This is a genomic window from Streptomyces sp. NPDC002130, from assembly GCF_040296465.1.
Lineage (GTDB): Bacteria > Actinomycetota > Actinomycetes > Streptomycetales > Streptomycetaceae > Streptomyces.
Genome location: NZ_JBEOXI010000226.1, coordinates 1 through 13,425, shown reverse-complemented (window position 1 = coordinate 13,425; position 13,425 = coordinate 1). Strand labels below are relative to the sequence as shown.

9 protein-coding genes and 2 pseudogenes are annotated in these 13,425 nt (G+C 67.8%); 3 read left to right on the top strand and 8 right to left on the bottom strand.

Annotated features, from left to right (window positions below; translation table 11 throughout):
• The 8 genes from ABT116_RS32150 to ABT116_RS32115 all read right to left on the bottom strand — a co-directional run.
• The coding region (locus tag ABT116_RS32150) for a right-handed parallel beta-helix repeat-containing protein (RefSeq protein WP_351640966.1) at positions 1–2,912 on the bottom strand (2,912 nt) is incomplete at its 3' end.
• 180 nt (positions 2,913–3,092) lie between these two features.
• Positions 3,093–4,100 carry an aldo/keto reductase gene (locus ABT116_RS32145; RefSeq protein ID WP_351640965.1) on the bottom strand — a complete coding sequence of 336 codons (1,008 nt, stop codon included), beginning with the start codon at positions 4,098–4,100 and terminating at the stop codon, positions 3,093–3,095.
• Positions 4,101–4,141: 41 nt separating this feature from the next.
• Positions 4,142–5,062 carry an amidohydrolase family protein gene (locus tag ABT116_RS32140; protein WP_351640963.1) on the bottom strand — a complete coding sequence of 307 codons (921 nt, stop codon included), beginning with the start codon at positions 5,060–5,062 and terminating at the stop codon, positions 4,142–4,144.
• The gene (locus tag ABT116_RS32135) at positions 5,059–5,400 is read right to left on the bottom strand and encodes an L-rhamnose mutarotase (RefSeq protein ID WP_351640962.1); all 342 of its coding nucleotides are present in this window, start codon (positions 5,398–5,400) and stop codon (positions 5,059–5,061) included. Before ABT116_RS32135 ends, ABT116_RS32140 begins: the two co-directional genes overlap by 4 nt.
• Entirely contained in the window at positions 5,400–7,385 is a 1,986-nt protein-coding gene (locus tag ABT116_RS32130) for a DUF8034 domain-containing protein (RefSeq protein ID WP_351640961.1), read from the bottom strand. The genes ABT116_RS32135 and ABT116_RS32130 overlap by 1 nt, the downstream gene beginning before the upstream one ends.
• A 35-nt stretch (positions 7,386–7,420) precedes the next feature.
• A complete protein-coding gene (locus ABT116_RS32125; protein ID WP_351640968.1) occupies positions 7,421–8,275 on the bottom strand; it encodes a carbohydrate ABC transporter permease in 855 nt (284 codons plus the stop codon).
• Positions 8,276–8,381: 106 nt separating this feature from the next.
• Positions 8,382–9,296: a carbohydrate ABC transporter permease gene (locus tag ABT116_RS32120; protein WP_351640960.1), complete on the bottom strand. Its 915-nt coding sequence runs from the start codon at positions 9,294–9,296 to the stop codon at positions 8,382–8,384.
• Positions 9,293–10,657, bottom strand: coding sequence for an ABC transporter substrate-binding protein (locus ABT116_RS32115; protein WP_351640959.1), 1,365 nt, complete (start codon positions 10,655–10,657; stop codon positions 9,293–9,295). The genes ABT116_RS32120 and ABT116_RS32115 overlap by 4 nt, the downstream gene beginning before the upstream one ends.
• Positions 10,658–10,999: 342 nt before the next feature.
• On the opposite strand from ABT116_RS32115, the gene ABT116_RS32110 reads away from it, so the two are divergent.
• From ABT116_RS32110 to ABT116_RS32100, 3 genes and pseudogenes are all read left to right on the top strand, one after another.
• Positions 11,000–11,800, top strand: coding sequence for a FadR/GntR family transcriptional regulator (locus ABT116_RS32110; protein ID WP_351640957.1), 801 nt, complete (start codon positions 11,000–11,002; stop codon positions 11,798–11,800).
• Between the two features lie 116 nt (positions 11,801–11,916).
• Positions 11,917–12,727 (top strand): annotated as a pseudogene (locus ABT116_RS32105) (DUF3533 domain-containing protein); the annotation flags it as partial.
• A 61-nt stretch (positions 12,728–12,788) separates the two neighbouring features.
• A pseudogene (locus ABT116_RS32100) lies at positions 12,789–13,425 on the top strand (FAD-dependent oxidoreductase); the annotation flags it as partial.

Sequence of the window (13,425 nt, the reverse complement as noted above, 5' to 3'; positions counted from 1 at the left end):
TACCACTTCAAGACGAAGGAAGAGATCCTCGTCAGCATCTTCGATAGCAGGGCACTGTTCCGGCTGACGATCTCGTAGCTGCCGTCACCGACCGGGACGAAGCGCCAGTTCTGGTTCGCGCCTCCGAGGTCGGTCCACTGGATGACGTTGGCTCCGTCGGTCTGGGAAGCACCCGAGACATCGACCGCCTTAGCGCTGCCCTTGTTGAGCACCTTGTAGTTGGCGTTCGTGGTGGGGAACGCGATGGAGGCGAACGCGTCCAGTGCGCAGACGGTGCCGGACGACGCGGCGTTCTTCGTACCGGTGCACACCACCTTGATCGTGTGAGGGCCCGCCGCGAGGTCCGTCTTCTCGAACAGCGGCACCTGCTTCGTCACTGTCGAGGCATAGGCGTCGATGCCCGACTGGGCGAGGGTGCCGTCGATGTAGACGTCCACCTTGCCCATGTTCGGCTGCGTCATGCTGAGGTACCGGACGCCCGAACCGGTGAACGAGTACTCGGCGTAGTTGCCCGCGGTGCTCGTGAACTTCTCGGACCCGTTCATGTCCTGGGTGTCGTTCCAGTTCGACCAGGTGCCGGAGTAGGTCACGCCGGCCGCCTTGTCGTCGACGTGGTCCCAGCGCTGCCGCACGATCGCCTTCGACGCGGCGGACGCGTTCCCCTGGGCGTCCACGACGTAGAGGCGGTAGTCACCCGCCGTCTGCGGGACCCTGATGGTCGTCGAGGTGCCGCTCGCGCTGGTCTTGGTGGGACCGGCGGTGAACGTCGTCGTGCCGGCGGGAGCCAGCCAGAGGGTCTTGGACCCGTCCCCGGGGCTCCGTACCGGAATGGTCATCACGCCCTTGCCGGTGAACGTGCCGGCGGGCAGCGCGTAGTCCTGAAGCGTCACATTGCCGGACGGGATGATGTCCTTGTAGAGGTCGTCCAGACCCGCGTTCACCGCGATGCTGTACGCCTGCGACGGCCATACGCGGTCCGCGTGGACGCGCACGTTCTCGATGTTGCTGCCCGGTACGTTCTTGCTGAAGATCGTGTTGACAGGGCCGTAGGTGTTGGTGATGGTCAGGTCGTGCTGCTTGCCCCAAGTGCCGGAGTTGATGGCGTACTTGACGTCCGGGTCGATGTCGAGGACGTTGTCGTGCTCGTTGATGTTGGCCGAGCCTTCATCGGGGTGGATTCCGTACTTGTGCCCGGCCGGCACGCCCTGGAGGTAGTTGTTGCTGATCTCGGTGCCCGGCTGGTTGCCCAGCGTGTAGATGGGAGCGGCGTCGCTGAGCGTCTGCATGGTGTCGATGAGCTCGTTGTACTTGACGCTGTTGTTCTTCGCCGTGGTGGTCGGGTTCCCCTCGTTGACGGAGCCCTGCGAACCGTCGAAGTTCCACCATCCCCAGCCGAGCGTGATGCCCGCCCACGGCGCTTTCTCGATGCGGTTGTGCTGCACGGACAGGGTGTCGGCGAAGTAGGCCGACACGGGGCTGGAGCCCTCGAACAGGACCGCGCTGTCGTAGAGGTAGTTGTTCGTGACGGTGATGTTCTTGCAGACGCCCTCGACGGCCACCGGGTACTTCTCGTGGTTGGTCGAGGTGTAGTCCCCGATGTACACGTGCTGGGGGTGTCCTACGGTGAGGGCGGAGCCGGCTATGTCATTGGTGAAGTTACCGGTCACCTGCGAGTCCGTCACGTCGTTGGCCATCGTGATGCCGTCCGCGCCGGTGTGCTGCACCGTGTTCCGCTGCAGGACGATCCCGTCGGCGTTCTCGATCTGGATCATCGCCGGCGGCAGGTCGACGTTGCGGTAGGTGTAGACGTGGAAGTTGCCCGTCGTGTACACGTTCGCGCTGGCGTTGCCCTGCTGGCCCTGCCGGAAGACGGAGTCCCCCACCTTGGTCAGGTTCCAGTCGGAGTGCTCGACCGTGAGACCGGAGAACGTGATGTTCTTCGCGTGATCGGTCCTGGACGTGCCGGCGATCTTGAGGATGGTGGACACGTTGTTCGGAGCGAAGACCTTCGCCGTGGTCATGTCCTCGGAGCTGGACTTGTAGTAGTACAGCTCGTGGTCGGTCTTGTCGAAGTAGAACTCACCCGGCTGGTTCAGGAACTCGTACGCGTTCATGAACGTGTGGCTGCCGCTGGGGTTGAAGTTCCCGTTCGGCGGCCCCTGGGCGATGGCCGCGCCCGGCTGCTGGTACATGGCCACGCGGTTGGCGCCGTCCGAGCTGGTGGTGATCTGTCTGACGCCGATGATCGCGGTGGTCCAGGTCCACGTCGTCTTGATCTCCACGTCGTCCTGGTTGGACGCGATGGCGGGCAGGTCGGAGAGGCTGTACTTGGACCCGTCGCACTCCGACTTGTTGTCGTACTCCCAGGCCCACGGTTGCTGCGGGATCGTGTAGGTGGCGTAACATCCGGCCGAGTTGATCGTCTTCGAGGCCATCTCGGCGCGCTTGCCGTTGACGTAGAGAGCGCGGAGCTTGTTGTCCCGGTTGAGGGTGGCCTTCCAGATGTTCCCACTGTGCTGGGTCCAGCCGGACACCTGGACGCCTCCCTCCAGGACCGGCTTCTCGCCCGGGTAGGCGGCGTACGCGATACGGTGCCCGTTCGTCCCGGAGTCGGCCGAGGTGAAGCCGATGGTGCTGCTCACCGGGTACGTGCCGCCGCGGAGATAGACGTTGATGTCTCCGGTCATGTTGTCGTTGACCGTGCGCACGACGTCCCGTGCGTGCTGCAGGGTCTTGAACGGCGCCGAGACCGTCCCGGCGTTGGAGTCGCTGCCGTCAGGAGCGACGTAGTACGTCGCCTGGGTGGCGGCCGAGGCCGGGGTCGGCATGGTGAGGGACGTCAACAGTGTGGCGGAGACCGCCACCGCGACGCCTGCTGACAACATGCGAACGGAGGGGATGACATGCTTCATCGTCTGTCCCTCCCTCTGGTGCGAACGATCGGGTGGGCGTACATACGGCGGCTCCCTGTATGTCCTCGGTGGGTCCTCGGCGCGGTTGGCTCGGATCTTCAGCGGGTTCGGCTCTGAGTGCCTCGAAGGCCGGGGCACGACTGTGGGCTCACCTCACGACGGAGGCGGAGCGACGGGGGGTCAGGGCCGGCGTAACGGCTCGTCCGCCGCGAGGGGGACGTCGGGCCTGATGAGCCCCTGGCGCCGGAGGTCGTCCCAGAGTGCCGCGGGAACGGCACTTCGATGGAGTGCGGCGTTCCGGCGGACCTGCTCCGGAGTCCGCATGCCCAGCGTGACGTTGACGACGCCGGGGTGCGTGTACGGGAAGGCGATGGCGGCGGCGGGCAGAGTGGTGCCGTGCCGCTCGCACACCTCGGCGATGGCCAGCGCCCGGCGGACCAGGTCCGGCGGTGCGTCCCGGTAGTCGTACTTCATGCCTTCGGCGGGCCGGTCGAGGGAGAGCAGTCCGGAGTTGAACACGCCGACCGCGACGACGCTCTTGCCGTGCTCCCGCGCGGCGGGCAGCACGTCGTCCAGCGCGGACTGGTCGAGCAGGGTGTAGCGCCCGGCGAGCATGACGACGTCGGCGGCGGTCTCGCGCAGGAAGCGGGCGAGCAGGGCGGACTGGTTCATGCCGGCCCCGATGGCCCCGATCACGCCCTGGTCGCGCAGGTCGGCGAGGACGGGCATGGCCTCGTCGGCGGCCTGCCGCCAGTGCGAGTCGGGGTCGTGGAGGTAGACGACGTCCAGCCGGTCCAAGCCGGTGCGCTCCAGGGTGTCGTCGATGGAGCGCAGGACGCCGTCGCGGCTGAAGTCCCACTGCCGGCGCAGGTCGTCGCGCACCACGAAGCCCTCGTCGTCGACTCCTCGGGGCCGTTCGTTGGGGACGAGGAGCCGGCCCACCTTGGAGGAGACGACGTAGGCCCCGCGCGGCCGGGCACGCAGGGCGGCGCCCAGACGGCGCTCGGAGAGGCCGAGGCCGTAGTGCGGCGCGGTGTCGAAGTACCGGATGCCCGCGTCCCAGGCCGCGTCGACGGCGGCCGACGCGTCCTGGGCGGGAGTCACCCGGTAGAGGTTGCCGATCACCGAAGCCCCGAAGCCCAGTTCGGTCACGGCGACCGAGGTGTTACCTATGGTCCGCCGGCGCACCACGTGCTCCTCGGGGGAGGAAGGCGGACGGTGGGAAGGGGTCAACCGTCCTCCCTCGTGGTGCGGGCCGTGGCGTCGCCCCCTTCGGGGGCGGGCACAAGGCGGTAGAAGGCGGTCGCGGTGCCGGACAGGACGGACTGGATCTCGTTCTCGGTACAGCCGTCGAGCAGTTCGTCGACGGTGGCGGCCCAGCGGTTCCAGCCGCCCGCGAGGTTCGCGACCGGCCAGTCCGAGCCGAACATCAGCCGGTCGGGGCCGAAGGAGTCGAGCAGGACGTCCCAGACGGGCCGGATGTCGGCGGTCGTCCAACTGGCGTGGTCGGCCTCGGTGATCAGCCCCGACACCTTGCACACCACGTGGGGATGACCGGCCAGCCGGCGCACCCCGCGTTCCCAGTCGGCCAGGTCACGCGCGGCGATGGGCGGCTTTCCCGCGTGGTCGAGCACCTGGGGCAGGTCCGGGAACCGTTCGGCCAGCCGGATCGCCTGGTCGAGCTGGTGGCTGCGGACGAGCACGTCGTAGCCGAGCCCGCGGTCCCGGAGTGCCGCCAGGCCACGCTCCACATCGGGCCGCTGCAGCCATCCAGGGTCCGTCTCGCCCTGGACGAGGTGGCGCAGCGAGCGCAGATAGGTGCCGCCCGGCCCTGCGCTCAGGCGGTCGAGCACCTCACCGATCGCCGGGGACGTCAGATCCGCCCAACCGACCACGGCCCCGATCAGCGGCTCCCGCGCGGCCAGCGCGAGCAGGTCCTCGGTCTCGGGCACGTCCGCGATGCACTGCACCACGACCGTGCTGTGCAGCCGCCGGCCCGCGATCAGGTGAGTGGCGGTGGCGCGCAGATCGCCGGGGGTGAAGGTACGGCGGATCGACGTCACGGCGGGGTCGTCGAGCCAGGGCTGCGGGCGCCGGTCGAGGTCCCACAGGTGGTGGTGGGCGTCGACGAGTGCGGGGGCTGCGGTCACTGCGGGTCCCCCTCCGGGCTCAGATGCCAGATTTCCGGCAACACCGTCCACTGCCGTGAGTCGCCCCGGTCCGGCCAGGGCTCCTGGCAGGGGTCGGTGAGCTTCCACCACTCCTGGGTCTCGGGGTCGGCCTCGAGTTCCGCCATGTCGGCCTCGAAGTCCTCGCCGTGGTACTCGAAGTAGGCGAACAGTGCGTCACCGTGGAGGAAGATGCTGTAGTTGCGGATCTGCGCCTGGCGCAGGGCGGCCTCGACTCCGGGCCAGACGGCGGAGTGGAGTTCGAGGTACTCCTGCCGGTGTTCGGGCCGGAGCCTGATGGTCTGGGCGATGCGTTTCATCACGCACCCTCCTGGGGGGTGAAGGGCGTCCGGTAGCTGGGGGTGTTGGTGCGCAGCCGGAGCCGGAGAGTGAGCCGGACGCGGGTGGAGGCGGGCAGGTGCACCGTCAGGAAGGCGCTGTCGCAGGACTGCTCTGCCTCGGTGACCACCGGTTCCGAGTGCCCGTAGTCGTACATGTCACCGATCCAGCCGTCGTCCGTGCAGGTCGTGTACCGGACCGCGGTGATGGTGTGCTCGGCGAAGGCGCCGGCCTGCACGATGACCGTGCGGTCCGCTTCGGGGGCGAGGTTGACCAGTTCGACGGTGGTCGCCTCGGGCTCGATGGACGTGACCAGGGCGGCCACGTCGGGCGGCAGGCCGGCGCGGCGGGCGTCGGCGTCGTGGTAGCGCAGCCTGGCCTGCTGCAGGCCGCCCTGGTACAGCACCTGCGGGCCGCCCCACGTCAGCTGCACGAGGGCCTCGGTGGCGACGGGGTTGCACAGCTGCCACACGTGGATGTCGGCCTCGGGCACGTCCAGGTCGCGGTAGCGGTCGATGCGCCGCAGGCGGTGGCGGATCTGGGCCTGGGCGGTGGCGAGGATGCGCTCGGGGTAGTCGGGGTCGTCGCCGGCGAGGAACGCGAACCACGCCTTCTCGTGCCCGGACTCCTCCTTGGCACGGAACGGCCGGACGGTACGCCAGTCGATGCCGTCGGCCTCGCGCAGCCCCTCCAGCCGGGCGCGGTCGGTGTCGGAGGCCGTGTGGTGCCACAGGGCCACCGGCACCGGCGCGGTGACCGGGTTGTAGTCGAACCAGCCCGAGTCGTTGTGACGGAAGGGCAGATGGAGCGTCGGCGTCGTGACGTCCGGACCGAGCTCGACCGCCCACTTGGAGGGCAGACTCGAGTCCGCCTCGGTGTGGGGCATGACCTTGCCACGGCCGATGAGGGCGTCGAGCGACGTCGCGACCATGGAGAGGTAGTCGTCGTCCCCGGTGACCGTCGCCGCCGCCAGCGCCGCCACACACGCCGCGTGACCCACGCTGTGCCAGCCGTGCGGCCAGGACCAGCCGTAGTGGCCGCCGTACCAGCGCCCCTCCAGCAGACTGCCGACCTCGCCGTCCGGGCCGGCGTTGTCCGGGATGAGTCCCTCGTTCGCCCGGGTCCGTTCCCGCCACGCACCCACGTACTCGACGATCCAGTCGCGGTAGCGCTCCTCGCCCGACAGGATCCAGGCGTTGAGGACCAGCCCGGCCGCGGCGAGGTTGACCGCGGTGTCGCCGACGCCCATCCGGTCCCGCATCTGCGCGCCGAGACGCGGATCCTCGGAGAGCGGGAACGGGCCGCCGTCCGCCTCGGGGATCCAGTCGAGCGGAAAGCCGTACGTCTCCGCTTCCTTCGGCAACCAGGGGTAGACGTCCCCGTCGAACAGGCCCGACCGGTCCGGGTCGCTGCCGTTGTGCGGGCGGGTGATGATGCGGTGCTGGGGGTCGTAGTTGCCCTTGGCCGGGTCGACGTACAGCTCGGCGAAGCGCAGCGCGCGCTCGGACCAGCGGTCGGGGGCGGCCATGCACAGGAAGTACAGCAGCAGCAGGCTTTCGCCCTGGTGGAACCAGTCGTAGCCGCGCTCGTACTCGTCGCGCAGCATGTCCAGTTCGGTGAGCTGCCGGGTCACGCCCTCCCAGTGCTTCTCACTGGCGGGCAGCAGATCGTCGGCGCCGCCGAGGAGGTACAGCTGGGGCCAGTTGAAGAACACCTCGTAGAAGTCGTCCACACCGTCACGGGTGGTGAGCCGGTCGTTGTACTTCAGCCGTCCGTCCGGGCCGGTGAAGTCGCGGGCGAAACGGCGCCAGGCGTGGTCGAGCAGGTCGAACAGCGCACGCTGTGCCGTGGCCCAGCCGGGTGGTTCGAGCAGCGGTACCCCGGCCCGGACTTCGGGCGGGGGAGCCGGGTGGCCGGAGGCCTGGGCTTCCTCCCCCGAATCGTGGTCGGCAGAGCTGAGTGGCATGCGGGGGTTCTCCGTTCGGGGTGACGGCGCGGGCGTCATTCCTTGGTGGCTCCGGCGAGCATTCCGCTCACCAGGAAACGCTGGGCGAAGAGGAAGACGACGAGCACCGGTGTGATGGCCACCAAGGTCGCCAGAGCCAGCTGCGGGCGCTCGATGGCGAGCGAGCCGACCGTCGGGTTGAACGACGGCACACTGCTCAGCAGGTTGCCGACGCCCACCTGGACGGGCATCTGGTCACTCTCGGGGAGCATCACGTACGGCAGGAAGTAGTTCGTCCAGTTGGCGACGAAGCTGAAGAAACCCACGAGCGCGATGACCGGCGTCGCCAGCGGCAGTGCCACGAGGCGGAAGACACCGAACTCGGAGCAGCCGTCCATCCGCGCCGCCGCCAGCAGGTCCTTCGGTACGGCGGTGGTGAAGTAGATGTAGGTCAGATAGACGCCGAACGGGTAGAAGGAGTACGGCAGGATGATCGACCACATCGTGCCGATCAGGCCCACCGCGTTGATCTCCAGGAACAGCGGCACCACCAGCGTGGCGTTCGGCATGAGCATCACGACCAGCGTCGAGATCAGCAGCGCGCGCCGGCCCCGGAACTCGGTCATCGCCAGGGCGTAGCCAGCGGGCACGGCCACGCAGAGCGTGATGACCAGCGAAATCACCGCGTAGAGCGCCGAGTTGCGCAGCCACAGCAGGATGGCGTTGTCCTGGTACGCCGTGAGGGCGTCCCAGTTGGCCTTGAGCGTGTGCCAGGAGCCGATGGAGAGCGGGCTGTCGTGGACCAGCTGCTGGTCGGTCTTGGTCGCCGCGAGGATGAGCCAGAGCACCGGCAGCACGAAGAACACGACGAACACGGCGAGTACGGAGGCGGCCAGCAACCGGGACGGCAGGTGCCGTGCGGACCGCCGGCGTTGCCGCGAGGTCCGGTGCCGGGAAAGGCTCACGGCCTCGGGTCCCCGCTCCGTGCGGGGCGCGGCGACCGGACTGGGAGAGGTCTTAATCGGCATCGAAGAATCCCGACCGTGCGACGAAGAGGGCGGCGGCCGACACACTGACGACCAGGAGCTCCACCGACACGGCGGCGGCGCCGTTGATGTTGTTCATCTGGAAGGCGAAGTCGTACGTCAGCTGATTGAGCGAGTAGTCCCGTCCGGCCACGCCGACACTGGCGAGCGAGAGCAACTGCGGCTCGACGAACAGCTGGGCGCCGCCCGCGAAGGCCAGGATCACCATGTACACGATCCACTTGCGAAGCATCGGGATCTGCACCCGCCAGGCGATCTGCCATGCGTTCGCACCGTCGATGCGCGCGGCTTCCATGACGTCCTTGGGGATGTTGTTGAGCGCCCCGTACATGACGACGATCCAGCCGCCGGCACCGGTCCAGAACGCGATGATCGTGAACAGCAGTGCCAGGTTGCCGGGCGCGATAACCTCGCCGAAGGTGTGAAAGCCCAGAGCACTCAGGAGCGGACTGACCGGGCTCACCGTCGGATCGAGCATGAACAGCCACACCAGCACGCTCGCGGCGCCGGCGAGCGCTCCGGGGATGTAGTAGAGGAACCGCAGCGCCTGCCCGGTCTTGCCGGAGGCCAGGCGGTGCAGCAGCAGCGCCAGGCCGACCACGAAGACCACCAGCGAGACGAGCCAAAGTACGAGGTAGACCGCGACGTGACTCACGGCGTCGAGGAACCGGAAGTCCTGTGCCGTGGTGACGAAGTTGGCGAAGCCGGTGAAGGTGCCCCCGGCGTCGGTGAAGGCGAAGTAGATGGCGTAGCCGGTCGGAAGGATGCCGAAGGCGATCAGCAGGATCACGTAGGCGGCGACGAACGCCGCGCCGGCCCGGCTCTGCCGGGCCGGGCCGCGACGGCGCCGATGGGCAGAGCCGGCCGAGGAGAGGGTCAGGGTCACTGGGAGACCTTGTATCCGTCGGACTGGGCGTACTTGACGATGGAGTCCTGCCAGGCCGGCAGCATCGAGACGATGCTCTTGCCCTGGGTCAGGCCGGGCTTGACGGTGGCCGCCCAGATCGCCTCCTGGCTGAACTTCCCCGAGCCCCAGCCCGGCCAGACCTGTCCGGAGGCGTCCTTGAGCGCGCCGAGGTCACCGCTGAAGTAGCCGGAGGCGTCCTGGGCCTTCAGCCAGTTCTCGGCCGCGGGCGCGTAGGCCGGGAAGCCGGGTGCCTTCTCGCCCTGGTAGGCGTTGTCGGTGGTGACCCACTTCAGGAAGTCGGTGGCCGCCTTGAGGTGAGCGGAGTGCTGGGAGAGCAGCCAGGTGCCGCCGCCGACGTTGCCCGTGGACGTGGCGGTGTCGCCCTTCCACTGGGGTATGGGGGCCACTCCGATCTGCTTCGCCGGGGTCTTGAGGCCGTCCTTGAACACCGCGCCGCCGAACCAGGCCGGACCGGGCATGAGCAGGACCTTGTCGGCCTTGTTCTTGGTGAAGTCGGTGCTGAACACCCCACTGATGGACATGGACTTGTTCTTGATGAGTACGTCCATGAGCTTGGCCATCTTGGTGCAGGCCTCGCTGGTGGTGTTCACCGACACGGCCTTGGGGCCGGTGATGTGGTTGGCGCCGCACTTGCTCGCCCAGAGGTAGATCTCGGGCGTGAAGGAGTCGCCCGCGTCACCCACCAGGTAGCCGGGGTGGTCCTTGGCGACCTTCTCGCCGAGCTTCTGGTACTCCTCCCAGGTCGTCGGTACCGTGTAGCCGAACTTCTTCATCAGCGGCGCGTTGTACCAGAGCACCGCCTGGGAGAGGTCGTTGCGCAGGCAGTAGAGCGTGCCGTTGACCGTACAGACGTCGTTGGCGCCCTTGGCGAAGTTCCCCAGGGTCCCTTCCGGGATCAGCCCCTTGTTGAGCGGCGCGGCGAAACCCGCGTCGACCGCCCAGGTGACCTCGTTGTTCTGGGAGCTGAAGACGACGTCCGGCCAGCCCTTCTTCGTGCGGTTGAAGAGCTGGACCTTCGTCTGGAGGTAGTTCGACCCGTTGGCGTTTCCGTCGTAGCTGACGATGCTCAGCTTCACGTCCGGGTGCAGCTGCTGGTACTGCTTCGCGGCGGCCAGCCGGGTCGCGTCCACCCAGACGGTCAACGCGCCGTCCTTCTGGGGCGCTTGGGCGAAGCCGTCCTTCTCGGTCGTGCTCGCGGTGCCGCCGCCACCGCAGGCGGCCACGGTCATGAGCACGGTGGCCGCGCAGCCTGCCAGCAACGCCGAACGTCTCTTGCTGGGCACTCTTTCCTGGCCGGCCGAAGACTCGTTGAGGGTCATGAACGACTCCACTTGGTGTGCGGGCGCCCCGAAGCAGATCGGGAAGGCGGCGCGGGGATGGGGCGACGACTGCTCTCTCACTGCCGTCGCGGATGAAATTAGGCGCCCTATCCAGCAGACAGTCAAGAGTGTGTGCAGCTCTGTTTGCCCAATCTCAAAGCGCTACCCCGGCGATCTGAGGTAATTGTGTCCCTATTTAGTCACATGCATGCCAATTATGCATCAACCTTTACTCCTTGGGCCGTTGCCAAATGAGTACGACTCATTGTTGGCTGAGGGTACGATGAGCGCGGCTCAACAGCGATCAGTCGCTGTCGTCGCAGTCACCCGGAGGCATGACAGATGAACGACACGCCCGCGACCGAAGTGGCCCTGCCCGCGCAGGCCCCCACCACTGCTGCCGCGGCGGTGAACGGCTCGGAGGAGGAGCGGCGTGACTACCGGCCCGGCTACGAAGTGGTGGCCGAGCGGATCCTCGAGTTCATCGCCGAGGCGCGCCTGACGCCGGGCGACCGGCTGCCGACGGAGAACGACCTCGCCCAGACGCTGAACACCAGCAGGGCGGTCGTGCGGGAGGCCGTGAAGATCCTGTCGGCCCTCGGCCGGGTCAAGGCGCACAAGGGGCGCGGACTGTTCGTCGCGGACGACGAGGGCATGCTCGTCACCAGCCGCTGGGGCGGCTTCTTCCGACCCGTCGACATCGATCACGTCCTGATGCTGTTCGAGTTCCGCAGGGTGCAGGAGATGGCCGCCAGCAGCCTGGCGGCCACCCGTGCCACGCCCGCCGAGCTGCGGACCATCGAAGTCGCGATGCAGCAGTGCAGGCACGGGTTCGTCCATGGTCAGGTCGATGTGTTCAACCAGGCGGACGACGACTTCCACACCGGTGTGGCCGCGGCCTCGCACAACACCTTCCTGGTCAGCGCCGTGCGTGACGCGCGGCGCCTGCAGCGGCAGTCCAGCGCCATCGGGATCCACGACACGTTCGGTGACGGAACCGCGGCCGCGGTGGAGGAGCACGAGGCCATCTACCGGGCCATCCGCGACGGCCGGCCGGACGAGGCGGCCGAGGCCACGGCAGTGCACCTCGACAGGACGCTGGAGGACTACCGGCGGGAGATCCAGCGGCGCCTGTTCGGGTAGCGACGGGCAAAGGCGGGAGTCTGAACAAGGGACTGCGCGGACGAGTGCATCACCGATCGCCAGCGAACCGGCGTAAGCGGAGTAAGGCATTCATGTCCATGTGCGATCATTCGCCCGTGAAAGCACCCTCCAGCCCGCCGTCGGGCGTATCGCCGACCGAGCGCGACGCCAAGTCGCCTGTTTTCGCAGCAGAGTTCAAGGACGCCGTCACGCTCCGGGCCTTCGGGCTCGTGCTCGGCGGCCTGCTCGTCCAGCTCGCCTTCATCGTCTCCTATGTCGGGGCCTTCCACTCGCCCACACCCCACCGGATAACCGTGGCGGTCGTCGCTCCGCAACAGGCCTCCGCGAAGATCGTCTCGCAGCTCAACGGCCTGTCCGACGACCCGGTCAAGGCGACGGCGGCGCCGAGCACCGAGACGGCCCGGCAGTGGGTGCTCACGAGGAAGTCGGACGTCGCCTTCCTTTTCGACGCGGCCGGTACCAAGGACACCCTCCTGGTCGCCTCGGCGGGCGGGCCGTCGGTGTCGCAGACCGCCACACAGATCGCCCAGAAGATCGAGACGGCACAAAAACGGCAGATCACCGTCTCCGACATCCGGCCCCCGAACGCCGGCGACGGGCGAGGCATGACGTCCTTCTACCTGGTGGTGGGCTGGGTGATCGGCGGCTATCTGACGGCCACGATCATGGGGATGGCGGCGGGTTCACGCCCTGCCAACCGGCAGCGCACCCTGATCCGCCTCGCCGTGCTCGCGTTGTACGCGGTCGTGTCCGGAATCGCCGGAGCGGCCGTCGTGGGGCCGGTGTTCGGCGCACTCGACGGTCACTTCTGGGCCCTGAGCGGCATCGGCGCCCTGGTCGTCCTCGCCTCGGCGGCGACCGCGCTCGCCCTGCAGACCCTGCTGGGCCTGCTGGGCACCGGCGTGATCTTGAAGGAAGCGATCGGCCTGACCGACGCCACCACGATCAACCCGTCCGGCGGACCGCTGCTCGCCAGGTCATCAACGCCGCCGGGGTCTGGACCGACGAGATCCAGGAAATGGTCGGTGGGCGAGGGCAATTCCAGGTTCGCGCTTCGAAAGGTGTGCACCTGGTCGTCCCGCGAAACCGCATCAACTCCTCTACCGGAATCATCACGCGGACCGAGAAGAGTCTGCTGTTCGTGATCCCGTGGGGAAGCCACTGGATCATCGGTACGACGGACACCGACTGGAACCTCGACCTCGCGCATCCGGCAGCGAGCCGAAGCGATATCGACTACATCCTCGGACATGTCAACAAGCTGCTCCAGGACGAGTTGACGCACGAGGACGTTGTCGGTGTGTACGCGGGACTGCGTCCGTTGTTGTTCGGCGAATCGGACTCGACCAGCACTCTCTCGCGTGAGCACGCGGTGTCGAGTCCGGTTCGAGGGTTGACGGTGGTCGCCGGTGGCAAGTACACGACCTACCGCGTGATGGCCAAGGACGCAGTCGATTCCGCGGTACACGGACTCGAACAGAAGGTGCCGAAGTCCTGCACCGAGCGTATCCAGCTGGTGGGTGCCGATGGCTATTTTGCCGCACACAACAATCGGCATCTCACCGCTGAGCGCACCGGGCTCCACGTTTCGACCATCGAGCACC

What these genes read in the sequence shown, in the direction of transcription:
- ABT116_RS32135 (WP_351640962.1), bottom strand. Translation starts at nt 5,400, where the DNA reads ATGAAACGCATCGCCCAGACCATCAGGCTCCGGCCCGAACACCGGCAG.
- ABT116_RS32130 (WP_351640961.1), bottom strand. Translation starts at nt 7,385, where the DNA reads ATGCCACTCAGCTCTGCCGACCACGATTCGGGGGAGGAAGCCCAGGCC.
- ABT116_RS32115 (WP_351640959.1), bottom strand. Translation starts at nt 10,657, where the DNA reads ATGACCCTCAACGAGTCTTCGGCCGGCCAGGAAAGAGTGCCCAGCAAG.
- ABT116_RS32110 (WP_351640957.1), top strand. Translation starts at nt 11,000, where the DNA reads ATGAACGACACGCCCGCGACCGAAGTGGCCCTGCCCGCGCAGGCCCCC.